Annotated in this window: 24 protein-coding genes and 1 pseudogene; 14 read left to right on the top strand and 11 right to left on the bottom strand. The window is 66.7% G+C overall.

Annotated elements, in window-relative coordinates:
• Positions 1–40: 40 nt before the first annotated feature.
• Positions 41–1,327, top strand: coding sequence for a serine hydrolase domain-containing protein (locus ACWEVR_RS29760; protein ID WP_452469641.1), 1,287 nt, complete (start codon positions 41–43; stop codon positions 1,325–1,327).
• 218 nt (positions 1,328–1,545) lie between these two features.
• On the opposite strand, the pseudogene ACWEVR_RS29755 reads toward ACWEVR_RS29760, so the two are convergent.
• Positions 1,546–1,644: pseudogene (locus tag ACWEVR_RS29755) on the bottom strand (hypothetical protein); the annotation flags it as partial.
• 565 nt (positions 1,645–2,209) lie between these two features.
• Between ACWEVR_RS29755 and ACWEVR_RS29750 the strand changes: the two are divergent.
• Positions 2,210–2,656, top strand: coding sequence for a hypothetical protein (locus tag ACWEVR_RS29750; protein ID WP_452469640.1), 447 nt, complete (start codon positions 2,210–2,212; stop codon positions 2,654–2,656).
• 525 nt (positions 2,657–3,181) lie between these two features.
• On the opposite strand, the gene ACWEVR_RS29745 is transcribed toward ACWEVR_RS29750, so the two are convergent.
• Entirely contained in the window at positions 3,182–4,135 is a 954-nt protein-coding gene (locus ACWEVR_RS29745; RefSeq protein ID WP_452469639.1) for an aldo/keto reductase, read from the bottom strand.
• Between the two features lie 159 nt (positions 4,136–4,294).
• On the opposite strand from ACWEVR_RS29745, the gene ACWEVR_RS29740 reads away from it, so the two are divergent.
• On the top strand, positions 4,295–5,197 hold the full coding sequence (locus ACWEVR_RS29740) for a helix-turn-helix transcriptional regulator (protein WP_452469638.1): 903 nt from the start codon (positions 4,295–4,297) through the stop codon (positions 5,195–5,197).
• A 267-nt stretch (positions 5,198–5,464) separates the two neighbouring features.
• On the opposite strand, the gene ACWEVR_RS29735 is transcribed toward ACWEVR_RS29740, so the two are convergent.
• Both ACWEVR_RS29735 and ACWEVR_RS29730 read right to left on the bottom strand, forming a co-directional pair.
• The gene (locus ACWEVR_RS29735; protein WP_452469637.1) at positions 5,465–5,944 is read right to left on the bottom strand and encodes an anti-sigma factor antagonist; all 480 of its coding nucleotides are present in this window, start codon (positions 5,942–5,944) and stop codon (positions 5,465–5,467) included.
• Positions 5,945–6,643: 699 nt separating this feature from the next.
• Positions 6,644–7,192, bottom strand: coding sequence for a TetR/AcrR family transcriptional regulator (locus ACWEVR_RS29730; RefSeq protein WP_452469636.1), 549 nt, complete (start codon positions 7,190–7,192; stop codon positions 6,644–6,646).
• 168 nt (positions 7,193–7,360) lie between these two features.
• Between ACWEVR_RS29730 and ACWEVR_RS29725 the strand changes: the two genes are divergently transcribed.
• Entirely contained in the window at positions 7,361–8,116 is a 756-nt protein-coding gene (locus tag ACWEVR_RS29725) for an SDR family oxidoreductase (protein ID WP_452469635.1), read from the top strand.
• Between the two features lie 40 nt (positions 8,117–8,156).
• The gene (locus ACWEVR_RS29720) at positions 8,157–9,101 is read left to right on the top strand and encodes an SDR family oxidoreductase (RefSeq protein ID WP_452469634.1); all 945 of its coding nucleotides are present in this window, start codon (positions 8,157–8,159) and stop codon (positions 9,099–9,101) included.
• Positions 9,102–9,144: 43 nt separating this feature from the next.
• On the opposite strand, the gene ACWEVR_RS29715 is transcribed toward ACWEVR_RS29720, so the two are convergent.
• Positions 9,145–10,008 carry a helix-turn-helix transcriptional regulator gene (locus tag ACWEVR_RS29715; protein WP_452469633.1) on the bottom strand — a complete coding sequence of 288 codons (864 nt, stop codon included), beginning with the start codon at positions 10,006–10,008 and terminating at the stop codon, positions 9,145–9,147.
• A gap of 230 nt (positions 10,009–10,238) precedes the next feature.
• Between ACWEVR_RS29715 and ACWEVR_RS29710 the strand changes: the two genes are divergently transcribed.
• Entirely contained in the window at positions 10,239–10,709 is a 471-nt protein-coding gene (locus ACWEVR_RS29710) for a VOC family protein (protein ID WP_452469632.1), read from the top strand.
• A gap of 139 nt (positions 10,710–10,848) precedes the next feature.
• Here the strand turns inward: ACWEVR_RS29710 and ACWEVR_RS29705 are convergent, their stop codons facing one another.
• On the bottom strand, positions 10,849–11,700 hold the full coding sequence (locus ACWEVR_RS29705) for a helix-turn-helix transcriptional regulator (RefSeq protein WP_452469631.1): 852 nt from the start codon (positions 11,698–11,700) through the stop codon (positions 10,849–10,851).
• 87 nt (positions 11,701–11,787) lie between these two features.
• On the opposite strand from ACWEVR_RS29705, the gene ACWEVR_RS29700 reads away from it, so the two are divergent.
• Entirely contained in the window at positions 11,788–12,546 is a 759-nt protein-coding gene (locus tag ACWEVR_RS29700) for an SDR family oxidoreductase (RefSeq protein WP_452469630.1), read from the top strand.
• 91 nt (positions 12,547–12,637) lie between these two features.
• Positions 12,638–12,847 carry a tautomerase family protein gene (locus ACWEVR_RS29695; protein WP_452469629.1) on the top strand — a complete coding sequence of 70 codons (210 nt, stop codon included), beginning with the start codon at positions 12,638–12,640 and terminating at the stop codon, positions 12,845–12,847.
• Between the two features lie 228 nt (positions 12,848–13,075).
• Here ACWEVR_RS29695 and ACWEVR_RS29690 read toward each other — a convergent pair whose 3' ends face one another.
• A complete protein-coding gene (locus ACWEVR_RS29690; RefSeq protein ID WP_452469628.1) occupies positions 13,076–13,612 on the bottom strand; it encodes a carboxymuconolactone decarboxylase family protein in 537 nt (178 codons plus the stop codon).
• 130 nt (positions 13,613–13,742) lie between these two features.
• On the opposite strand from ACWEVR_RS29690, the gene ACWEVR_RS29685 reads away from it, so the two are divergent.
• On the top strand, positions 13,743–14,600 hold the full coding sequence (locus tag ACWEVR_RS29685; RefSeq protein ID WP_452469627.1) for an AraC family transcriptional regulator: 858 nt from the start codon (positions 13,743–13,745) through the stop codon (positions 14,598–14,600).
• A 304-nt stretch (positions 14,601–14,904) separates the two neighbouring features.
• Here the strand turns inward: ACWEVR_RS29685 and ACWEVR_RS29680 are convergent, their stop codons facing one another.
• Entirely contained in the window at positions 14,905–16,203 is a 1,299-nt protein-coding gene (locus ACWEVR_RS29680) for a flavin monoamine oxidase family protein (RefSeq protein WP_452469626.1), read from the bottom strand.
• A gap of 67 nt (positions 16,204–16,270) precedes the next feature.
• On the opposite strand from ACWEVR_RS29680, the gene ACWEVR_RS29675 reads away from it, so the two are divergent.
• Entirely contained in the window at positions 16,271–16,861 is a 591-nt protein-coding gene (locus tag ACWEVR_RS29675) for a TetR/AcrR family transcriptional regulator (RefSeq protein WP_452469625.1), read from the top strand.
• Between the two features lie 28 nt (positions 16,862–16,889).
• Here ACWEVR_RS29675 and ACWEVR_RS29670 read toward each other — a convergent pair whose 3' ends face one another.
• Complete coding sequence (locus ACWEVR_RS29670; RefSeq protein WP_452469624.1) at positions 16,890–17,267, bottom strand: hypothetical protein; 378 nt, start codon at positions 17,265–17,267, stop codon at positions 16,890–16,892.
• The gene (locus ACWEVR_RS29665) at positions 17,264–17,845 is read right to left on the bottom strand and encodes a TetR/AcrR family transcriptional regulator (RefSeq protein ID WP_452469623.1); all 582 of its coding nucleotides are present in this window, start codon (positions 17,843–17,845) and stop codon (positions 17,264–17,266) included. The genes ACWEVR_RS29670 and ACWEVR_RS29665 overlap by 4 nt, the downstream gene beginning before the upstream one ends.
• Before the next feature lie 721 nt (positions 17,846–18,566).
• Here ACWEVR_RS29665 and ACWEVR_RS29660 point away from each other — a divergent pair.
• Both ACWEVR_RS29660 and ACWEVR_RS29655 read left to right on the top strand, forming a co-directional pair.
• Positions 18,567–19,625 (top strand): helix-turn-helix transcriptional regulator, encoded by a 1,059-nt coding sequence (locus ACWEVR_RS29660; protein ID WP_452469622.1) that lies wholly within the window; start codon positions 18,567–18,569, stop codon positions 19,623–19,625.
• A gap of 321 nt (positions 19,626–19,946) precedes the next feature.
• Positions 19,947–20,651 (top strand): TetR/AcrR family transcriptional regulator, encoded by a 705-nt coding sequence (locus ACWEVR_RS29655; RefSeq protein ID WP_452469621.1) that lies wholly within the window; start codon positions 19,947–19,949, stop codon positions 20,649–20,651.
• 370 nt (positions 20,652–21,021) lie between these two features.
• Here ACWEVR_RS29655 and ACWEVR_RS29650 read toward each other — a convergent pair whose 3' ends face one another.
• On the bottom strand, positions 21,022–22,056 hold the full coding sequence (locus ACWEVR_RS29650) for an nSTAND1 domain-containing NTPase (protein ID WP_452469620.1): 1,035 nt from the start codon (positions 22,054–22,056) through the stop codon (positions 21,022–21,024).
• A 497-nt stretch (positions 22,057–22,553) separates the two neighbouring features.
• Here ACWEVR_RS29650 and ACWEVR_RS29645 point away from each other — a divergent pair, with 497 nt between their 5' ends.
• Both ACWEVR_RS29645 and ACWEVR_RS29640 read left to right on the top strand, forming a co-directional pair.
• Positions 22,554–22,943 (top strand): DUF4189 domain-containing protein, encoded by a 390-nt coding sequence (locus ACWEVR_RS29645; RefSeq protein ID WP_452469619.1) that lies wholly within the window; start codon positions 22,554–22,556, stop codon positions 22,941–22,943.
• Complete coding sequence (locus tag ACWEVR_RS29640; RefSeq protein WP_452469697.1) at positions 22,894–23,175, top strand: hypothetical protein; 282 nt, start codon at positions 22,894–22,896, stop codon at positions 23,173–23,175. Before ACWEVR_RS29645 ends, ACWEVR_RS29640 begins: the two co-directional genes overlap by 50 nt.
• The last annotated feature ends 156 nt before the right edge of the window (positions 23,176–23,331 follow it).

Genomic DNA, 23,331 nt, shown 5'->3' with positions numbered 1-23,331 from the left:
CCACCCACCGCGGTCATCGCCGATCGTGAGGAGACACACAATGAAGGCTCCCGTTGTTCTCGCCGGTTGCGCCGTGACCGTTGCCGTCGTCTTCCCGGCATCGACCGTGCACGCGCAAGCGCCGGGAACGCACTGCGCGCTGTCGGTCGCCGGCGGCTTCGACACCGCGACACCGGAATCCGTGGCGCTGGACCCGACAGCGGTGCACGACGCGATCGCCTATGCCAGTGCGCATCTGCGGACCTCGGTCAAGATATTCCGCAACAACTGTCTGGTCGCGGCCGGTCCGTTCGACGCGACGATCGACGGTGTCCGGATGCCGCTGTGGAGTTCGACCAAGAGCGTGGTCTCGATACTCACCGGGATCGCGGCAGGCCAGAACGAACTCGACGTGGACGATCCCATCGACCGCTACCTGCCCACCGGGCCGGCTTGGGGTGATCCCGCCCATCGATCGATCACGATCCGTCACCTGCTCACCCAGACCTCCGGGCTCGACGAAGCGATCCTGGCCGAGGTCATCACCACCGGCACCGATCCACACATCGCTCGACAAGCGTTGGCGCAGCCGCTGATCCACGAGCCGGGCACCCGATTCGCCTACGGCCAGCGCACTCCCGATCTGCTCGCCTTCGTCCTCGCCCAGGCTGTCGGCGAGGATCTGCAGGACTACGCCCAGCGCATGCTGTTCGACCCGCTCGGAATCGACCGTTCCGCCTACACCTGGTTACGCGATCGCTCCGGCAACACCTACGGGTACGCCCACCTGTTCATGCCCCCGACGCACTACGCGAAGCTCGGACTGCTCATGCAGAACAACGGCAACTGGAACGGCCACCAGGTCGTGCCCGCCGACTACGTGCGACAGGTCGGCGAACCCACCCCTACCAACGGCTGCTACGGACTTCTGTTCTGGACCAACCGCGGCACGTCCTGCACCGGCGGGAACATGCCGGTGATGCCGGCCATCGAACACCGGATGATCCCGTCGGCTCCGGCCGACCTCTATGCCATCGTGGGGGCCTTCCACCAGAACAACTTCATCATTCCCAGCCTGAACATGACCGTCACCTGGACCGGCGTCGCCGGGGACACCAACCCGCTCGGATGCACCAACCACGCCGCCAGCGACCTCTATCACGAATTCTTCCGGATCTTGATGCGTGGTGTCCGCGACCATCACATCCCCGACCCCGGCCCCTACCAGCCGCCGACAACCGAGCCTGACTTCAACCCGTTCAACTACGCCGATCCCGAAGTACTGCTACGCGATCTGGCCCCGAACCCCGACTGCACCGTCATCGCCTGCCCGGCTCCGGGATCCTGAAGGACAGCCAGTGTCGCGGGCAACCCCGGATCCCGCGGAGAACAACAGACCACGGGGCGCGGGAATCCGCCTGGGAGGCGCGCCGTCTCGCAGGTGGGTCTGTCACTTGGATTCCCGATTCATGCGATGCACTCCTCGGCATCCGGGTTTCTGTATGTCGCGGGGCCCGGTGCTCTAGAGCGTTCAGGGGAGGTTGGAATCCAGTCGGCCACTTCGTCTCACCGTCGTAGTGCACAACGTTTCAGTTCGCCCAGGACCGCGTCACTGAGATCGGCGCCGGCAAGGTTGCTCTTCTCGATAATCGTGCCCCTCAGCTCCGCCCGCGAAGGTGTGCCTTCGCAGGTCTACCGATACGAGGTAGCTCAGGCCGAGGTCCGAACCGGCCAGCCAGGCGTCTCTGCGATCAGCGCCTCCGACGTGGACAGCCTGGAAATTCCATCCAGCACCGTGCGACGCGGACACACTGGTGCGAGTTCCAGGCCCAACACTCCTTCTTGAGTGAGTAGCCCGTTCACGTTCTATGAGGCCTCACCAACGGCGTATCCTCCTAGTTGGACTGCGCGTGAAAGAGCTACGCCAGCTTGAGCTTTGGCCCCGGACAGCTAGGCTGGGCGAAACGCCGGAGGAAGAATAAGGGGACCTCGCGCAAGACGAGCCGGGTCAACCGGCGATGCAACGCGGCATTCTCCGTCGATCGATCGACCCCCACACTTCGTCACCGACCGATCACCGGGACGTGACGACAACGGCGCGTAGCGTTCGATGAAGTGGGGTAGCACGATGCAACACAGCGACCACGCCCGGAAAGCCACTCCCCGACGGGTCCTCGAAAGCGGCATAACGAGTAGTTCACCCGCTGTCTGCGCAGCCGGGGCGACGACTGTGCCGCTCTCCCCGGAAGCCCTCTGGGGCGTGCTGTCGCGGACCGATGCGATAGGGCAGTGGATGTCGGCGCACCACGCCTGGATAGGCGCGGTGCCCGATCAGCTCGAGGCAGGCAGCCGACTGGTCGCACAGATCCAGCTGTTCGACATGATCCACGAGGTCGACCTTCTGGTTGCCCACTGCACCAGCGCCTCGGCCTGGACGATGACCGCCGCAACTACGATCGGCTTCTCCATCACCTTTCAGCTGGCAGTTCACCCCATCCCGCAGGGCTCCCAGATTAAGCTCCAGACCTTCCTGCTGAGCGCACTGCTGGGTGACACCGACACTACGATCCTTCGCCACGCTGTCCAGCTCGGAGTGGATTCGAGTTTGCACCGGCTGGTCACGCTGGCAGATGATGCTGTCGCTTCGGCCGTGAACTCGGACGCCGATTCTGTGTGACCGTCATCGCGGGGCCGGACATCCTCGGCACGGGGGATCCGGGAACGCCAAAGGTCACGTCTGGAGGATCTGATGTCGGTGGTGGGGCGCACGCTGCCCGGGATGTGCCTGCCCGGCGGTCGTGATATCGCTGGCGTCGCCGTCCGAGTCGGCCAGCGCCTGGCGTTGACCGCCACTAATCTCACACAACAGGCCTCCGCTTCGGTCATTGATCGCCTACGACCATCAACCGTGCTGAACGTACGCGTCGAAGAGGCTCGAGGTGTCGAGCAGGTACCCGATGATCGGTGCGGGAGCGCGATCCCGTCCGGGACGTCGCCATTCAGGTCAGCTGGTCGCCGACACGACCCCCACCGTCATCGGTTTGCACCGGCTTGTGTGGCCCTCCCCGCCGTCGCCGCAGAGGAAGCCGCCGCCCGCGCACAGTCCTGACCGAAGCCGAGAGAACGAGAGTCCGGCCGTCGGATGCGTCGGCCGAATCTCCCGCTCCTTTCACGCGTGGTCTCTCGGTCCCGCCGACGACGGCTACATCTCGTGCTCCCAGCTGCCGCGCGTGTCGACCTCGGCAGCATCGGCCAGCGCCTCCAGCTCCGCGATTTCCTCCTCGGCGAGCTCGATGCCACCAGCTCGGACCAACCCGTCGATGTAGTTCGCCTGCGTGACCCCGATGATCGGGGTAGTCCCCTTGGCGATGGCCCAGGCGGTCGCGACGTCGGCGGCCGAGGCCCCTGCGTCCTGCCCGATCGCCCCCATCCTGTCCGTCAGCGCCTGCAGCCGTGGCAGGATGGGGTTGTACGCGGCCGCGCGGCTGCTGCCCTCCGGCAACGGATGGGCCGGGCTGTACCTGCCGGTCAGCGCCCCTTGCTCGAGAACCATGTAGGAAAAGAACCGCACGTCGTGCTCGCGGCAGTGATCGAGGATGCCCGCGCGCTCAGAGCTCCGGTACAGCAGGCTGTAATGGTTTTGGACCGCCTCCACGCGGAAGCCGGCCTCGCCGAGGATCTGATCGGCGAGAGCGATCTGGTTCATGTTGTGGTTGGAGACGCCGACGTGTTTGATCCTGCCGCTACGCAGCAGCGGTATCAGCAGCGGCGTCCAACGGGCCACGTCGGCGGGGTTATGGATCCAGTACAGATCCACATAATCGGTGCCCAATCGGTCCAGGCTCTGGTTCAGCATGTCCGCGACCGGATCGTCGCCCTCACCCGCGACCTGCGGGGTGAATTTCGTCGACAGCTGGTACTCATCCCGGGCATAGCCCTTCAGCGCTTGCGCGAGAACGGTCTCTGAGTGGCCCATGCCGTACACCACCGCGGTGTCCCACAGGGTGAACCCGTTCGTCTGCGCCTTCTCGACGACCTCTCGCAGGCCGGTCTCGGTCATCCGGCTGCCGAACCAGCCATCGCCCACCTCGCCGCTGTCTCCCCAGGCCCACGTGCCCAGCGCCCCCGTCGGCGCTGTCAGCGTCTTGCTCGTCATCTCGCATACCTCCAGTCTCATTTCCCATCACCGCTGGTGATGGTGTCGCAACGTTCGGTCTCCAGGAGATCGCGATGGCCGCCACCGGAGAAGGTCGCGTTTATAGGGGGTGTGATCTCAACCCCCCCTCGCGCCGTGCCCAGCGGCTACCGTGATGACATGGACCAGCAACCCGGAAACCGCGGCGACATCCGGGACTTCCTTGCCAGCCGGCGCGCCAAGATCACCCCGGCGCAGGCCGGACTGCCGACCAACACTCGCCGCCGGGTCGCCGGACTGCGACGCGAGGAGGTCGCCGTCCTCGCCGGAGTGAGCACGGAGTGGTACACGCGGCTGGAGAAGGGGCACATCGGCGGCGTGTCCGAAGACGTCCTCGACGCGGTCGCTCGCGCCCTGCGACTCGATGACGACGAACGCACCTACCTGTTCGACCTGGCCCGGTCATCGCAGCCGGCGAGCCGCACGCCGTCGCGTCGCCGGGACGTCGCGGTCGCGCCCCAGGTCCAGTGGCTGCTCGACTCCATGACGATGTCCTCGGCGTTCGTACGCAACGGCCGCACGGACGTCGTCGCCAGCAACCCTCTGGCCCGAGCCATGTTCGCGCCGATGTTCGCCGGCGCCACCATCGACCAGCGTGGCCGCCCCAACATCGCCCGCTACGTCTTCCTCGACCCCGGCGCACGTGACTTCTTCGTCGACTGGGACGCCGCCGGCAATGCCACGGCCGCCCTGCTGCGCGTCGAGGCCGGCCGCGAGCCCCGTGATCGGGCGCTGCGCGAACTCATCGGCGAGTTGTCCACCCTAAGCCCCGAGTTCCGCGAACTGTGGGCCCCACACCACGTCCTGATCCGCCATGATGGCATCAAACGGGTCAAGCACCCCGAGGTCGGCCACCTGGAACTGGCATTCCAGGACCTGGACCTGCCCCTGTCCGGCCAAGCCGTGCACAACCTGATCACCTACACCGCCGAGCCCGGCACCGCATCCGAAGACCGGCTCACACTCCTCGCCAGCTGGGCAGCTACGCAATCTCGGTCGGCAGAGCCCACCTCGCGAAGCTGACAGGTCAGCCCGCCAGGGGAGAGCCCGAAACTCTCAACCGCCGCTGTTGCGGGCTGCGGGTGCCGGTCGGGACTTACGCAACCCGGTCATGACCTCGTCTCACCAGGACTGCAGCGGACCGGGGTCTGGCCAGCGGACCTGCGGTGGTTCTTCCGGCTCGGTGGTTTCGATGAAACGGGAGGAGCGGTAGTTCCGATTGCGCTGCATGAGCTGGTCCTCGATCTTGAAATCTGCTGGTCGAGCTGGTACCGGTGCTGATGGGCCGGGTCACGGCCCGACAGGAAACGCGTTGTCGTCGTCGCCGTGCATGCAGACCGGATGCAGCCGGGGCGCGTTCACGATGAGGGCGTCGGTGAGGCTGGTGTGCAGCGGGAGCCATTGGGTGAGGCCGGCCACGGTGATGACGCGTTCGGCGACCGAGGGCACCGGATTGAGCACCACGATCCGGATGCCGTGCATCGCGGCCTGCTGGGCTTCGGCGGCCAAGTCCAGGATCGGGCGGCAGCCGATGAACGCGAGGTCGCCGATGTCGACGATCAGCAGCCCTGCCCGGCTCGCTTCGGCCAGGGCGGTGTCGAGTAGGTGGTGCCAGTGCTGGAGGGTATAGGCGTCGACCTCACCGTGTACGGACAAGATCACCACGGTCGTGCGGACGTCGAGTTCTGCCCGCAAGCGGGTGCAGGGGTCGGGTGGTTCGTCGGCGAAGGCCGAGAACCGGTCGTCGTGGTTGAGGGGTCGGGGGCTCATCGAGACCTCGGGTTCGTCGGTCGCTGGCAGGGCCTGGGACTGGACGACCAGCCCTGTGTCATCAAGAACAGCCGCTGCGTCCATTCGAGCACGCTGCGGGTGGGGTGTCACCGATTGTGATCCACCTGTTGCCGCCGCCGTCGTTCGGTAGGGCCCGCAAGACGCATAGTTGCAGGTCGGGCCTTGTTCTCTGTAAGCATGCGGAGAAGGTGGCTGTGGCGGAGGTGAAAGCTCAGTGCTGAGCTGAATGCCTGGCAGTCTTTCTGGTTGCGGGCAGCGAATACCGGGTGGCTTGGTATTCGGGCGAGCACCAAGCCACCGTGTCCGTTGCCCGGCGATCGTCAGCCAGCGTCGTCGGTGTCGGGTATCTGACCGATACGCCCGGCTCACGCCGGTGCTCGACGTCGGTGGGTCGAGGTGGTACCGCAAGGTCACTCCGTGCGAGCTCACAGCCTGCCCCGGCCCACCGACCGGCGGCCTACAACTTCGTGCTCCGACCGGCGCGGTGCGACAGGCGCCCGCAGAAGGTCTCGGCCAATGCTGCAGACCCGGATCCGCGTCAGGGGAGTGCCGTCTCGACTTGGCATGGTCGAGAGGCGGGGCAACTGTGCGGGCACCGGGCTGGGACTGCACAGCCGTGATCCGGATACCCCGGGAGACGTAGGCCGCGGCCGAGGCCAGTGCAGAGCAGTGCGTGGTTCAGGTCAGCAGGCCGTGGAGTACGACGTCGGCGATCGCAGCGCTGTCCTCGGCGCCGTCGGGTCGGCCGAATCGGCGAGCCCACGGCTCCTGCCCGTACATCAGAGCCGGTTTGGTGACGACGAAGTGAAAGACGTGCCAGGGCATGGCACGGATCCGTCCGGCGGCGACGAGTCGTTCGAAGACCGGGCGTACGACGTGCTCGACGGGTTCGAGCACCGTGTACAGGTAGTCGAGCCGGTCGGTTTCGCGGGCCGCTTCGTAGTCGATCACCTGATTGAGGTATGGGTGGTGCGCGCTGGCCCGGTGGAAGGCTCGGACCGCGTCGACCAGCCAGCGCAGATCGTCGTCGGGAACTACAGCCAGGGTGGGTGCCAGCTCGGTGGCCAGGGTATGGGCCTCGTGACCGATGACCGCTCGCCAGAAGGCTTCCTTGGAGCCGTACCTGTCGTGGATGAAGGTGTGGCCCATGCCGAGGCGCTCGTTGAGCTCGCGGACCGAGACCGCCTCGTAGCCGAGGTCTGCGAAGGCCCGCAGCCCGTCGCGCATGAGTTGTGCGTGGTCGGGTGTGTGTGTTTCGCGTTTCGGCCGGCCTGGTCCACGACGCATCGCTACTTCCTCCTGCTCCCCCGGAACAACCAATATCAGACAGTTGCCTGATATTATCGTGGGTACGTCCATCCAGTACCTCGCACTTCTGTGAGAAGGGTGATCGACATGACGGATCTGCACGGCAAGGTCGCTCTCGTCACCGGATCGGCCCGCGGCATCGGCAGAGCCATCGCGCTGCGGTATGCCTCGCTGGGCGCTCGCGTGGTGATCAACTACGCCGCGAACGAGGACAACGCGCGCAAGACTGTGGCCGAGATCCGGGATCTCGGTTCGGACGCGGTCGCGATCCAAGCCGACGTCTCCGATGTGCGGGCTCTCGAGCGACTCTTCGCCGAGTCCGTCGAGGTGTTCGGAAAGCTCGACATCGTCGTGGCCAATGCCGGTGTCGAACTGATCGATCAACCCATCGCCGAGGTGACCGAGGAACAGTTCGACAGGCTTTTCGCCATCAACACCAAGGGTGCCTTCTTCACATTGCAGAAGGCCGCTGAGCACGTCGAGGACAACGGCAGGATCATCTACATCGGATCCAGCACCACCAGCCTGCCCATGGCGGGCCTCGGCCTGTACGGCTCCAGCAAGATGGCCCCGCGCTTCACCGTCGCCGTGCTCGCCCAGGAAGTTGGGCACCGCGGCGTGACAGTCAACGCCATCATCCCCACCCAGATCGAGGGCGCTGGAGTGTTCACCCACCTGCCAGAGGACGACCCCACGCGGGCCCAGAACCTCGCCATCCGCCCCATCGAAGGACGTCTCGGCAGCGTCGAGGACGTCGCCGACGCGACACAGTACTTCGCCGGCGACCTCGCACGCTGGGTCAGCGGCCAGAACCTGCTCATCAGCGGCGGAGCTCCGGCCTAGCGGCACGCGAAACCAGCGACACATCGACAGGAGCGGACCCATGCCAGGCAAAGTCATCGACATCACCATCCCCGACCTCTCCGGAAAGCGCGCCCTCGTCACCGGAGCTAGCGACGGCCTCGGAATCGGAATCGCCACCCGACTCGCCACGGCCGGAGCGCAAGTGCTGCTGCCCGTACGCAATCCGGGCAAGGGCGAGGCTGCCATCGCCAAGATCCGGCAAGCCGCCCCGAGTGCGAGCCTGGCGCTGTACGGCCTGGACCTGTCATCGCTGGACTCTGTGGCCGCGCTCGGTGAGACCCTGCGGCAGGACGGACGCCCGATCCATCTGCTGATCAACAACGCGGGCGTGATGACCCCACCGGATCGGCAAACGACTACCGACGGGTTCGAGCTGCAGTTCGGCACCAACCACCTCGGCCACTTCGCGCTGGTGGCCCACCTGCTGGAGCTGCTGCGGGCCGGTCGCGCACGAGTGAGTTCCCAGATCAGCATCGCCGCGAACCAGGGCGCCATCAACTGGCAGGACCTGAACTGGGAACACTCCTACAACGGATCGAAGGCGTACAGCCAGTCCAAGATCGCGCTCGGGCTCTTCGGGCTCGAACTCGACCGGCGTAGCCGGGCAGGCGGCTGGGGCATCACCAGTAATCTTTCCCACCCCGGAGTCGCGCCGACGAACCTACTCGCCGCGCGCCCAGAAGTCGGCCGTGCCAAGCAGACCCCGAGAAGGAGGCTCATCAGCGCACTGTCCGCCCGCGGCATCCTGTTCGGGACCGTCGAGACCGCGAAGCTCCCGGCCCTGTACGCCGCCACCGCCGAGGCAGCCGAGGGCGGCCGGCTGTATGGGCCCAGCGGGCCCGCTCACCTCGGCGGCCCGCCCGCAGAGCAGAAGATCTACTCCCGCCTCGTCAGCGTGGAAGACGCCCGGCGCGTCTGGCAGATCTCCGAGGAACTGGTGAAGGTGACCATGCCGGACAGCTGAACGAGCGCGCCGGTTCCACAGCGAGAAATGGACCCGGTCCAGATCATGCGCTGGTCCGCGCGGCCCGGGCCGCGCGACCGGAAAGTTCGGTGAAGGCGTCGCGCAGCGGTTGCGGGGTGACCACCTCGATCTCGGTGTCGAAGCGCGCCAACGTCGCCGCCAGCGCCGCCCAGGACCACGAACCGATCAGGAGTCTGGTTCGCCGCTGGTCGAGCGCCTCGACGACTGCGTCGCCGGCGAACGGAGCAACCCGCGAGGCGGGCGGATGAACAATCACCTCGCCGACGCACGGCCAGGCATCGGCACCGGACGAGCCTTTGAAGCGGGCGGAGAGGAAAGCTGTGACATCCCCGCCCGGCAGTTGCCGGGGTGCCAAGCGTGGGCCGTTGGGAATGCGCAGAGTCATCCGGTCCGCGCGGTAGGTCCGCCAGTCGGCACGCTCGGGGTCCCAGCCGATCAGGTACCAGCGCCCGTCCCGGACTACGAGGTGGTGGGGTTGTATCCGGCGGGGCGGGCGCGGATCGACAGCCTCGGGCGCGGTCGCCTCCGGGTAGTCGAACCGGACTTCCTCCGCGCGACGAATCGCGATACTCAGATCCATCAGGATCTGGGTATCGACTTGGACATCTGTCCCAGCCGCGGCGATCTCGAGCGCATCGACTCGCTGCCGTAATCGGGACGGCAGGACTTGGCGCACGGTGGCAAGCGCCCGCGCGGCGCTGTCCTCGATTCCCGCGCCGGTCCCCACCGCGATCCGCAACGCGACGGCGAGCGCGACGGCCTGCTCGTCGTCGAACAACAGCGGCGGGAGCTCACTGCCCGCCTGCAGCCGGTAGCCGCCCTCAGGGCCTTTGATCGCCTGAACGGGATAGCCGAGCTCACGCAGGCGATCGACGTCGCGGCGCACCGTGCGCACACTGACGTCGAGCGCTCGGCGAGCAGACCTCCGGGCCAGTCCCTGCGGACCTGCAGCAACGACAGCAGCGAGAGCAGGCGGCGAGAGGTCGCCGTCGAGGTCGATATCGGCATGGTTGCCAGATTGCCACGAGTAGAGGACCTTCTCTGTCCTCTACCGGTGTCAGTGTGGTCTTCGTCGCCGACCGGCGGCGACATCCACTCGAAGGGACAGCGATCACCATGACCCTCAGCACTGTTGCCCACCTGAACTTCCACGGTCAGGCCCGCCCGTCCCTGGAGTTCTATCAGTCGGTGTTCGGGGGTGAGCTCACCCTCGCCACCTATGCGGACTTCGGGATGCCCGCCGAACTTCCCGGCGCGACGAACGTGGTGTTCGGCCAGGTCCTGGCCGACAACGGGTTCCGGGTCATGGCCTACGACGTGCCCGGCCACGACACCGCCGCTGCCACCCCGGCCGCGCCCACCACCCGCCGCGAAAACGGCACCACCATCACCGAGGAACGGTTCTTCCTCTCGGTGAGCGGCGAGTCCGTCGCGGAGGTCGGCGCGCTGTGGGAACGCCTCGCCGACGGCGCGACGATCATCGAGGCCTTCGGCCCAGCTCGGTGGGCGCCCGCATTCGGGATGCTCGGTGATCGCTTCGGTGTCACCTGGATCCTCGATGTCGCCACCGAGCACGTGTCTGACTGACGTGCTCTGTCCGTGGCGCGATCGGGCTGGATCGCGCCACGGGCCCGAGGCCGCGAACACCACTTGGAAGAGCGCGTACTCGGCGCTCCGGGTCGTGCTCGGCGGTGGTGGCCTTCTGTAGCGCTGGTCTGCCTACCTCTCAGCGGGTGAGGGTCTGGGTACCGATGACCGCCAGCAGGTCGAGTTTGTCGGCGCTGTCGGTGCCGAGGGCAGGGGTGAACCAGAGCAGTCGTTGGCGGCCGTCCTCGGAGAAGAGGTTGAGGCAGTTGACCTCCAACACCCCGAGGGAGGGGTGGTTGATGCGTTTGCGGTCGTTGCGCCGGAAGGCCACATCGTGAGCTGCCCAGCGCGCGGCGAAATCGTCCGATCGGCGCAGTAGATCGCTGATCAGTGAACTGGCCTCGGGGTCTGTGGCGCTGCGGCGGCCGGCCGCGGCACGCAGATCGGCGACGAAAGCGCGCGACTGGGTGTCGTGGTCGGCTACCGGGTAGAGTCGCCGCGCTTCGGGGTCGGTGAACCAGCGGTAGACGAAACTGGCGGGCTTGCCGCGCCAGTGCGACTGGTCGCCGAGCAAGGCGGTGGCGAGCGGGTTCTGTACGAGGGTGACGTGCAGGTCCGTGATCACCTGGGCCGGCGTCGAGGTCAGCCTGGTGAGCAGGTCGAGCATGCCTGGATGGACTCGCGACGCCGGTCCACCGTGCCGTGGCAGCGGGCGCTCGGCCAGGTGATAGAGGTGATCGTGCTCGTCGGCGGTCAGGCGCAGCGCGCGTGCGATGGCGGCCAGCATCTGTTCCGACGGCTGTGATCCGGCGCCGCGCTCGAGCTCGGTGTAGTAGTCGACCGAGGCGCCGGCGAGCTGGGCCACTTCGTCGCGACGTAACCCGGGAACTCGGCGTCGCGGGCCGACGACCAGCCCGACCTGGTCGGGACGGATTCGTGCACGGCGCGATCTCAGGAACGCACCCAGCTCCGTGTACTTGTTCGAGGCCATAGCGTCCAGTCTCCCCATCCGGGGCCGCTGGCACAGGGGATGACACCCCCTGTCGCAGGGAGGCGGACGCACCGCACCATAGGGGGCATGACCAGTACAGACAGTGTTGACCGAGCGCCCGAGCGCGTTGCCATCGTCACCGGCGGTTCCCGCGGCATCGGACGGGCGATTTCGCAGCGGCTCGCGGCCGAAGGCATGGCGGTCGTGGTCAACTACGCGAGCCGCACGGCCGAGGCAGAGGAAACCGTCGCGGCGATCACCGCCGCCGGTGGGCGGGCGATCGCTGTGCGCGCCGATGTCGCGGAGGACACCGCGGTCGCTGCCCTGTTCGACAGCGCCGAAGCCGAATTCGGCGGCGTGGACGTCGTGGTGAACTCGGCTGGGCGGCTGGCGCTGTCGACCATCGCCGAGCTCGATCTGGATGTCCTCGACCAGCTGTACCGCACCAATATCCGCGGCACCTTCGCGGTTGCCCAGCAGGCCGCTCGACGGTTACGGACCGGCGGTTGCTTCGTGGGCTTGTCGACCTCTGTCGTCGGCACCCAGTTCCCCGGCTACGGACCGTATGTCGCGGGCAAGGCGGCCGTCGAGGCCATCACCCTCATCTTGGCGCGCGAACTACGCGGTCGCGATATCACCGTGAACACCGTCGCCCCCGGGCCCACCGCCACCGACCTGTTCTTCGACGGTAAGACCGACGAGCAGATCGAGATCCTGGCCAAGGCCCCGCCGCTGGAACGTCTGGGCACACCAGACGACATCGCCGACGTCGTCGCCTTCCTCACCGGTCCCCGCGGCCGCTGGGTCAACGGACAGATCCTGCGGGCCAACGGCGGGATGGTTTGATGGCGGCCGCCTGGGTGAGGGGGCCTCCGCACGGCCGGACCGATTGCGCACCCGCTGAACGAACGAACCGAATCACCACAGGAGAATCGCCATGCCATTCGCCAACTTCAAGGTCCCCGCCGGCACGGTCAGCGACGAAGACAAGAACAAGCTCATCGAACGCACCACCGATCTCTACGCCGAGATCTACGGTGACCGCGCTCGGGCCACCACCATCGTGCTCGTGGAGGAAGTCATCGACGGCGGCTGGGGTGTGGCCGGTGGGGTTCTCACCGCCGCGATGCTCAACGCAGACAGCTGACCCTGCCGGTGCGGTCGACGGCGCGCCGGGCCGCACCGGCGGGGTCACGCGGTGGGCGGATTCGACTCCCTCCGGGGCGTCCTCGCTGGTGAGGGCGGCGGTCATCACGGACGGTGCGTCCAGGGCGCCCGGCCGGGGTGGTGGTCTGGCGCCGATTCTGATTCACTTCCCTGTTCGGCCCTTGTGCGCCGGTGGTAGGCCATCCGGCGCACACCGGTCCGTCCCGGCCTAGCGCAAGGCAACCGCCGGGAAATCGACCGGCACCCGCAGCGCGACGTTCACATAGTTGGTGAACAGGTTCAACGCCACGTGCGCGATGAGTTCGACCAGTTCCGGATCGGTCCAGCCCTGCTCGCGCACCGCCGCGATCTGTTCGTCGCCGACATGGCCGCGCTGCTCGACGAGCTCGAGGGCGAAGCCCAGCAGCGCGGCGGTCTTCGGGTCCTCGGCGTCACCGGTCTGGGCGGCACGCAGTGCCGCGGTGCTGAGTCCGGCTTTGCGGCCCAGACCGGTATGAGCGGCCAGGCAGTACTCGCACCCGTTTCGGTTGGCCACCGCCACCGCGATCTGCTCGCCCAGTGCCGGGCCGAGGGTTCCCTCGCCCAGTGCCTGGAACGAACCCCACATGCTGCGCAGTGCCGCAGGCGAATTCGCCACCGCGGCGAACATGGCCGGGGTGGCGCCGAAAGCGCCGGTGATCTGGTCGAGCAGCTCGCGGGTCGTGCCGGTGGTATCGGTGCGGGCGATGAGTGAGAGGTGCGACATGGTGTGCCTCCGTGGTGTCGGTGAAGCGCGGGAACCGATCGATTCGGGCGCAGTTCCATCGTCACTGCCCATGCGCGCCGAATAGATACCGAAAGTATCGATTGAATGCCCGATCGTCTAGCATCGTGCGATGTCCTCGTTCGACCGGCTCTCGCCGCTGCTGGATCAGTTCCGGATGCGGGCCCACCTGCTGCACACCGGCCCCCTGTGTGGGGTCACCCGTTTCGGCGCCGGCGAAGGGCGCGGGTTCTTGCACCTGATTCGTGCCGGGGAGCTCACGGTCGAGCATTCGGTCCCGTCGGTCGGTCTGCGACGGCTGACGGTCTCGCGACCCAGCGTGCTGTTCTATCCCCGACCCCTCGCTCACGACTTCCACAGCGACCCGCGCGGGGATTGCGACTTCGCGTGCGCCACAGTCGAGTTCGAAGGCGGCGTGCATCATCCGCTGGCGCGGGCACTTCCCACGGTCGTTGTCGTCGCTCTGGCACAAGTCGAAGGACTCGACGACGCGCTGCGACTGCTGTTCGGTGAGATCGATCGGCACCGGTGCGGCCACCGGGTGGTCGCCGACCGCCTGTTCGAGGTCGTGATGCTGCAGTTGCTGCGCTGGATGCTCGACAACCCCGCCGCCGTCGCGATGCCACCAGGTTTGCTCACCGGGATCGCCGACCCACAGCTCGCCCCCGCCCTGCTCGCCGTGCACGCATCACCCGGCGACAACTGGACGCTCGACTCGATGGCCCGCCTTTCTGTCATGTCGCGCAGCGCCTTCGCGGCCCGGTTCCGCGAGACCGTCGGAGCGACGCCGCTGGAATACCTGACCGGGTGGCGCCTGTCGCTGGCCCAGCTGCGACTACAGGCAGGGCATCCGGTGAAATCGATCGCCGCCGAACTCGGATACGCCAACAGCTCGGCGCTGTCGAGGGTCTTCACCCAGAAGGTCGGCTGCTCGCCGACGGCGTGGCTGGCGACGACATGGAACCACTGAGGCCAATTCCCGCCCCTGCCGGGGGAGCGTTCGAGGCATCGATCCGGAGGAGGTCCGAACGGGCCCTGACCCGGCAGTGTGATTGCCGGTGATCCCGCTCGGCAGCCGCGGCTTCGACGCCGGGGCGACCCGACGACGTCAGTCGAGTCGGGCAGTGCTTGTCGGCCGTCGTCGGACAAGTCCAGCAGCTGCGCGATCGAGGACACCACCCGGATTCGATACGAACATGGAGTGAGCCAGACCCGGCCATCGCGCGACTGCGGAGCGCATCAGGATTCGCCGACGTGCGACGCCTCCATCGCTATCATCGGGCACCGAGTGCGGTGAGGACCTCGTGGGCGGCGCGTTTCCCCGACTCGACAGCTCCCTCGAGGTAGCCGTTGCAGCGGCGCGCTGTCTCGGTGCCCGCCCAATGGATGCTGCAGGTCGCCGCCGCCGCCGACATCAGCGCATCCAGCTGACCCGGTCGCGGAAGCGCGGAGTAGCCACCCATGACGTAGGGGTCTGTGTGCCAGGACTTCTCGTACCAGTCGACGGTATCGAGAGCGCCGGAGCCGAAGTGGCGGGCGACCTCGCGCAGGAGGGTGTCTCTGCGTTCATCGGGTCCGAGACGATCGAGCGCCCGGGCTGATTCGCCGGGCGCCAGAATGCACAGGTGCCCCGCCCCTGCCGGTGGTGAGACGTCGAACGTCGACGACAGCGCGCCTTCTAGCCCGATCGACTCGCCACTGAGTCCCCGTTCTCGCCAGAAGGGAGTCCGGTAGACGGCGATCGCCTTGTAGATCGTCCCCATCGCCATGTTCTGCTGAACGTGGCGGCGTTCGGCGGGCAATGCCGGTCGGTGTTCGATACTGGCGGCGACCGGCGGCGGCACTGCGACGACAACCCGCTCAGCCGCCACCGCACCGCCCGAGGATCGCACGACCACACCTGCCGGTGAACGCTCGATGGCGCTGACTCGACGATTGAGCCGCACGACCGAGCCCAGCTCGGCGGCCAGCGCCTGGGCCAATGCGCCCGTGCCTCCGGTCAGCAGTGATTGCTGGACGCCGCCTTTGGTACCCAGCATGACCCGCAGGCCCCCGACCGACCGGATCCCGTGCGCGACAGCGGCAACCGAGATTTCGCCGGGGTCGCACGAGAAAGCCTCCGACAAGATCACCGATGTCAATCGCTGTGCCCGCGCCCCGGGAATCCTCGCCACGAACTCCGCGAGCGTGACACGGTCCCATCGTGCCCGCGCTGTCGTGCGGGCCATCAATTCCAGACGCAGCAGCGCCCATCCGGTCGCCGCGACGGTCAGTGGGGCGAGGCGCACCGGGCCGCGGTGGGCCAGGACGAGACTCTTCCCGAACTGCGGTGTGGGGAACAAGGGGCGAGCGAATTCTCGGGCCAGCGCGATCATCTGGATGTGATCATGCCCTATCCATTGCGCGCCGATATCCAGTGCTGTTCCGGCACTGGATATCTCGGTGAGCGCGCGTCCGCCGGCCCGGTCGGCTGCCTCCAGGACGACCACGTCGACTCCGGCCGCACGCAGCGTGCGCGCAGCTGTCAATCCCGCGAATCCGGCGCCGACGACTGCCACGGTCGTATGGTCCATCACTGTCACTCCTCATTATCAAACACATGTTTTACAACGAGTGTTGCACAACTGCTAGGCTTTCGCCATGCCCCGTAGCGTCGACCGCCCCGAACGCCTGTCCGCCATCAGCGACGCCGTCGTCGCGATCGCCACCGAACACGGCTTCGCAGCGGTGACCATCCGCTCGGTCGCGGAGAGAATCGGTGCCTCCACCTCGCTGGTCACCCACTACGTCGGACACCGCGACGACATCCTGCGTTTGGCCGTGCGGCGCGTGGTCGAGGCTCGGTGCCGAGAAGCCGACCGCACGATCGCGGGCGCGGTGGGCACTGTCGCACTGCGCACGTTGGTCGAGTGGGCAATCCTGACCACCGCCGAGGACCACGGCATTCACCGGTTCTGGCTCGCGCTGGTCGTCGGCTCCGCCGACGAGCCCGCGCTGCGCGAGGAACTCGACGTGTTCAACAACTGGTGGGATACCCGCCTGCGCCACGCCCTGGCCGCGACCGGCCGCACCGACACCGACCAGGCCGCCGATCTGATCAATGTGATAGTCGACGGCCTGATCATCGGAGCCTTCGACAATGGCCATCCGTGGCCACCGGAACGCAGGCGGCGCATCCTCACCGCCACCTGGTCAATGCTGGGCCTCGCGCCGCGCGAGGAGTGGCTGTGATCGCCTCGTCGGCGAACCGAGTCGGGGTCTACCAGGCGCCGAGCCCGGCCGATATCGCCACTGGTGCCAGCAGGGACCATTGAGGTAGGCGTAGCAGCGGCGCGCTCGCCTGTACGCGCGACGCGATCACGACGAAGACGATCGAATAGGCCGCAAATCGTGCGGCAGTCAGCGCCGCGACCAATTCGGTCCCCGCCGGTTGCCACCACGCGATCGCTAGGAGCGTCGTCGCGGTGGCGACCAGATCGACGCTGACCAGGTGCCACACCGCGTGCAGGGTCCGCTTGGGGATCTCGGCCAGGGAGCTGGACAGCAGCGGGCGCACAGGGTCGATGTGCCCGGCGACGATGTGGATGACCGCCACCATCGCTGCGGCCAGGCCGGCGGCGAACAGATAACCGTTCATCGCGGCCCGATTCCCGCGGAGAGGATCCTGCCGAGCCGCTCGGCCAAGTCCGGGGTCACCGGCTCGCCGAGCACACCCAGATGGAAGAAGACCGCACCCGCGACAGCATCGAGGACGAGTTCGACCGCGACATCGTCGCCCACTTCGCCGCGCGCACGCGCGCGCTCGAAGATCTCTGCCATCCGGCGTTTCGCCGGAGCCAGGAACGAATCACGCAGTACCGCGCGCAGTGTCGGGTCGGCGGCGAAGTCGGCGAGCAGTCCCGGCAACGCCGCGGCGGCCGTGGGTGCGCTGAACTCGGCGACCAAGGCCGCGACCAGTGCGGTCAGGTCAGCTTGGGCGGTCCCCTTGTCGGGCACGGGCCCCAAGTCGACGCGAGTGAACAGGGCTTCATAGATCAGCTCGGGCTTGCCCGACCAGCGACGATAGATCGCGTCTTTGCCGACGCCGGCGCGCGCCGCGATCGCGGTCACCGAGGCCGCCGAATAGCCGACCTCCCCGACGAGTTGCTCTGCGGCTTGGAGGATGGCGATGTGGGTGCGGTGATCGCGAGGGCGCCCGCGGATGGAATCGTTCATTCGACGTACAATACGGGTCTACCCGTATTGTACGTCAAGGATGCTCCCCGCCCTTACCTGCCTATCCGGGCGTGACCCGGGAGGAATTCAGCTGCCGAGTGCGCCTGTGTCGGCTCAGAGGATCCGGCGCGCCAACGGCGAACACTCACGGTGAAATCCTCGCCCAGCTACTTCGATGATCGGCACATCACCGCAGGCAAATGGCTATTCAGTGGCGCATCACAACCATCTGGCAAACGCTCTTGCGATCACACCCAACAGTGCGCCGCGCCGTCTGGCGCCGCCGTATGCTCGACCTCGTCGGACACGCACAACGGAGGCTGGGCTGTGACGCAAAACGGTTGGCGAGGAAAGCGTTTGATCGACCGCAAACTTGTCGCGGCGGCCATCGGCGCTGCGGCCACGCTCGACCAACTGCACCAGCTCGCAGCGCGGTGCGCCGCCGAGGGGATCAGCCTTCAGACCCTCTGCGACACCATAAACACAGAACTGGCGGACGCGGCGAACGACCTGGGCGCCGACCACGATCCTAGGTTGGCGGTACTGTGTGCGCTTGCTCGGTCATCTGCGATTCGCGCCTACAGCCAGAATGTAGACGGACGGAGCGAGTCGTGGGCGGACTCGAGTTGCTGGCCAACGCTTCGAGACGAGTTACGGCACTGAGCAGGACGCAGCTCAGCGGCGCTGCTGGTCGCCGCCGATTGACGACGCTGCTGAGACTATGCGCAGCGGGCGGCGCCAGATCATGACAACCCACTCGTGGCGTCTGGCGGCGCGACATAGACATTCCATTGATACGGTGAAATCCGCTGGGAAACCGTGGGGAGGGAACGTGACCGCAGGGCTGACTCGTATCAGCACAGAGCAGGTCGAATCCTCTATCGCTGTGGACTTCTGGCAGAAGGTCGTCGGAAGTAGCGCCGCACCGGTGACGTTGACTCCACTGCGAGGACAAGAATTCTTCGGTGAGATCGTCGGATTGGCCTCGACCGACTCGGTCGAGATGATCTGGTCCTGTTGTGGTGGACAGCTCTCGACCCGCACGGCCAAGCACATCGCTGGCGCTGACGACGAATACATCGTCGCGATCGTCGATATTTCGGGTACGTCGCCGCAGCCGGGTACGGCATTGATCCCCGGCGCATTGACATTGTTCGACACCTCCCGCCCGGCACGGCTGGTGATCGAGCGGCCACGGACCATGATCGTCGTCCGTGCTCGCAGGGAGCTGGTGGCACAGCGCTGCGCCCAGGGAAATGACCTGTTCGGCGGCCCCTCGATCCAGGTGCCACCAGCGGCGGCCCAACTTGTCGCCGGCTTCTTGACCTCTGTGGCCGAGCTGGCCGTGACCGAACCTGACCATGCACGAGTGCTGGTCGAACATGTGCCCGGGCTGTTGGGGTCAGCGGTCGATGTGGCCGCAAGGCGGGACAGGCCCGCGCATGAGAGTGAAGCCGATCTGCGACGGCGAGCGAAGGCCTTTCTGCGTGCCAATTACCGGAATCCGGATCTCACCGCCGACGAGGTAGCCCGAGCCTTGCTGGTATCGCGGCGAACGCTGTTCCGCGTGGTCGGACCGGAAGGTGTTTCCGGCACGCTGCGCCGGCTACGCACCGAGCACGTCCGACGGCTCCTGAAGGCGTATCCGGACAAGACGGTCACCGCGATCGCCGCCGAAGCCGGATTTCGCGATGAACGTTCGCTCTACCGCACGTTCCGCCGAGCGGAATCGATGACACCGGCCGAATACCGCGCCAGAGTGTGCCGACCGACCGACTGACAGGCGCTCGCCCCAGCGAAACCCCACCAACTTGGGCTGATCAGGGGATAGACCTGGGGCAGGCCATCACAGTCGCCTCGCGCCGTACTCCTGGCCGATCCGGGCGGGATCTCGCCGCCATCTGTCTGGCCCGATCGGCATCGGTGACAGCCTGCCACGGCGCCGAGCATCGGAATGAGGTGTCACGACCACGGAATCGAGATCGTGTGCCAAGCGTCGGGAGCGCTTTGCAGTGGGCGCGAATTGACCTGCCCCGGAGCTTTCGTGATCATGATGCGGAGCTATCGCTCACTTGTTCCGCTTTGTCTCGAGGTCGATCTGATGCCAGCTCCCACCGATCAACAGCGCAGACGGCCCCAGCAGGAGCGTGCGAAGCAGACGCGAGCGCGGATTCTCGACGCGGCCGCCCGGCTCTTCGGCGCCCGCGGTATCGCCAACACCTCGACCAACCGGATCGCCGCCGAAGCTGGCATGAGCATCGGTACCTTGTATCGGTACTTCGCCGACCGCGATGAGATCGTCAAGGAACTCAACGACAGCCTGTTCGTGGAGGCGGAGGAACAGTACGCTCGGTTGCTCAGCACCTCGGTCCTCGACATGCCCCGGCGCGACGCGGTTGCCGCGATCATCCGCATCGGGGTCGAAATCCTTGTCGCCAACGGCCCGCTCGTGCGGGCCCTGGTGGCCGATCTGCAGTTCTACGGCAGCGGCATCCCCCAGTTCGAAGTGCGGCTGCGAACGCTGATCAAGCTCTACCTGATCCAATCGCTGGGCCCGACACACAGCATCGACATCGACACCATGGCCTACATAGTGCTCAACGCGGGCTTTTCCACCGCGCTGCGCTCGGTCAAGATGGAAGAAGAGGGCATGGACCGCGATGCCGTGATCGACCAGACCGCCGAGATGATCGGGCTCTGGATCACCGCAGTCGAACAGTCCAACGCACCTGAGACCGCCGTGGAGGACAGCACTACTGCCCGCGCTGGTGACTCGAGCGGTGGCCTACAACGACCGACCCGGTGACGCTCGGGGCGCCCCGCCGCCTCGAGCGCCGTCGGGGATCGGTGATGGCGCTTGAGCGTGTCGGCCTGGCTCGAGGACTGCGCCCATGACAGGCTGTCGGAGCATCCGGCAACAGGCGTCGTCGGCATCCGAGCTCCAGACTCGTGACTGGACTGGGCATGGCCGCCTGCACACATCGATGGGGATTGCGACACACGATGAACCAACGATTCCTGCTCCAGGACCTGAATCACCCGCGCGAACCGGTCTTCGGCGTGGACGTCGTCCCGGACAATCTCGCCGATCCGCTGCACGGATGGTTCGGACAGTCCGCGCCGCTGAGTTCGGCATTGCTCGTGGCACGCGTCGGCGAAATCGTCGAGGCCAACCATCACGGGCGTGTTCTCAGAGTGAAGGTCACCCACCGCGGCCCCCGGCAAACCTGAGTTCTCCTGCTGTGCGGTGCCACCGGATCACCGTAGCGATCGAGCCCGAACGCACGGCTGGCCTTTGCCCGATCGGCTGTCGGTGGTTCGCTTCGCCGGGTGCAAGCGGTGAGGTGGGCCACCGGGCCGGGTGGAGCGCAGGTTTCGCCGGTGCGATTCACCGACGCGCGACCGGGCTGGCGCCCGCTGCCACACGGCGGGCGCCGTTCGCGACTTCGCCGATCAGGGCTGGATATTTCCAGGTCCTGAAGAAGGCCGGGTCGCTGGGGTTTCCAGCCGAGGGTTTGCTGGGTGTGGGCGCTGGAGGCGGGCTGGTCTGTGGCGAGGATGGGGCCGAGCGGACCGTAGGTGTGTGCCGGAACCGATTCGACCGCCACGCTCAGCCGGCGGCCGATGACCTCGGCGATGTCACCGACTCTGACTCTCTGCTCGGCTCCCGCATGCCAGGAGGTGCCGGCTTGGGCTTGTTCCAGGGCGAGACGGAAGAGCGCGGCCGCGGTGAACAGCTCTTCGAACTGGTCGACGATCAGCAGCCCGCGGCCGCCTTCGGGCCACGTCGGCGATCTCAGCGCATCGGTCAGCGCCGCTGATGGTCGCGCCCCGGGCGACATCGTCGCGATGGTCCATTCGGGCCCGTCGCTGTCGCGCAGCGCAGGCAAGACCCCGGCCGAGAGCAGGGAGGATTTGCCTGCACCTGAGGCTGCGATGACCATGATGATGCCGGTGGAGTCGGCCGATTCGATGGTTGAGTTGATCTGGGCGACGAGCTTGGCTGTGTCGTCGGTGCGACCGAAGAAGCGGTGCGCGTCCTCACTTCGGTAGGCGCGTAGCCCTGGGTATGGGCACGCCTCGTCAACGGCCGGCTGTTTGCGGGCTTGCTCCCACAGTGCCTCCCACGCGGCCAGGTCGACAAGAATCGGTGCGGGCCGAATGTTGTTCTTGCTCGCGTGCGCCCGCAGGGCCACCACGACGAACCGCATCTGCTCGAAGTCCTTGGGCAGGTTGACCCCTGATCGCCACGCGTGAATCTTCTGATACCTCACAACGTCGGGCGCTGCGGCTCCGCGGACGAGTCGAGCCTGGGCGTTGGCTGCCGCTGCGACCCGCTCGAGGCCCGGATTCTGTACGGCAGCGAACAGCTCCGTCAGTCGAGACGCGAATTCCACACGCGGTGTGGGTGATTCCTCGGCCACCATTCCCCCTGGACACGCCTGTCTGTTCGAACCCGATCATCCTAGGCGCGCCCGGCCGGGTTGCACCGTCGAGGTGAGTCCCGAGCGGCGGTGTTGTGCAGGAGCTTTCGTTTCTGGTCCAGAACTCCTCGGCGCAGCGCCGTTTCCGTTCAGGAAACCATCTTTCAGCTCTGACCAGCACGGATGCTGGTTGTTTCTGTCCAGTTCGCTCAGCCCGGTCACTGTTGGAGACGACTCGAACGGCCGCAGTCGACCGGACGAGTCCGAATCCCTCCGATATCTCTATGGAGTTTCATATGCGTTCCCCTAAAGCGCTGCTTATGTCCGTAGCAGCAGCTCTACTGGCACTGACTCCTGGCACGGCTGATGCCGATCCATCCGTCACCTGGGCGGCGATCTCAGTCGGTAACAACGGCTACTCTTCGGCTATCGCTGCCGGCCATCCGACGTGGCAATCGGCCGCGGCGGCAGCCAACCTCTCGTGCGGCTACCGCGACTGCGGCTGGAGCAGTTACTGGCCCAGCACCAAGTGTGGCGCCTCGGCCCGCTCGGCTCGGGGGCTCTGGTACTCGGACTGGGGCAACAGCCTCGCCGAAGCCCGGCACAGGGCCCGTCAACGCGCGGGTGCCGGTGCCGCCGACGGCCTCGCCGGCTGCGCCGGCGTCAACCGGTGACGGGCAGATTATGGACGGCGGCCTGCTGTGTCTACTGTTCGTCGGCGCTATCATCGCGCTGTTCATCTACCTTTGCGCCGAACGCCAGAATCGACGGTTCCGGCGGCACTGCGGTGAGTGTCGCTGGATCACCGGATGGCTGACCGAGTCCGGCGCTGATTCCGCGATCGAGGTCCACTACCAGGCCAAGCACCGTGGCGTGATCGTCGGCGGCATCATCGAAGTCCGCTGAGTGCCGACCCGTCGACGGACACACTCGCGTGCGCTCACCGGGGCTGATCGCGACTGTGCTCTGGCTTTGGTCGTGAAATCTGGCAGCGTTTTGTCGTGAATCTCGGCATCGTTGGGTGGGTTCCGGGCGGGATCGTGTGCATGAAAATGAACACCA

This window comes from Nocardia sp. NPDC003979, from assembly GCF_053605015.1.
Note: the sequence above shows the minus strand (reverse complement) of the source record. Positions and strands in the feature narration are given on the sequence as shown.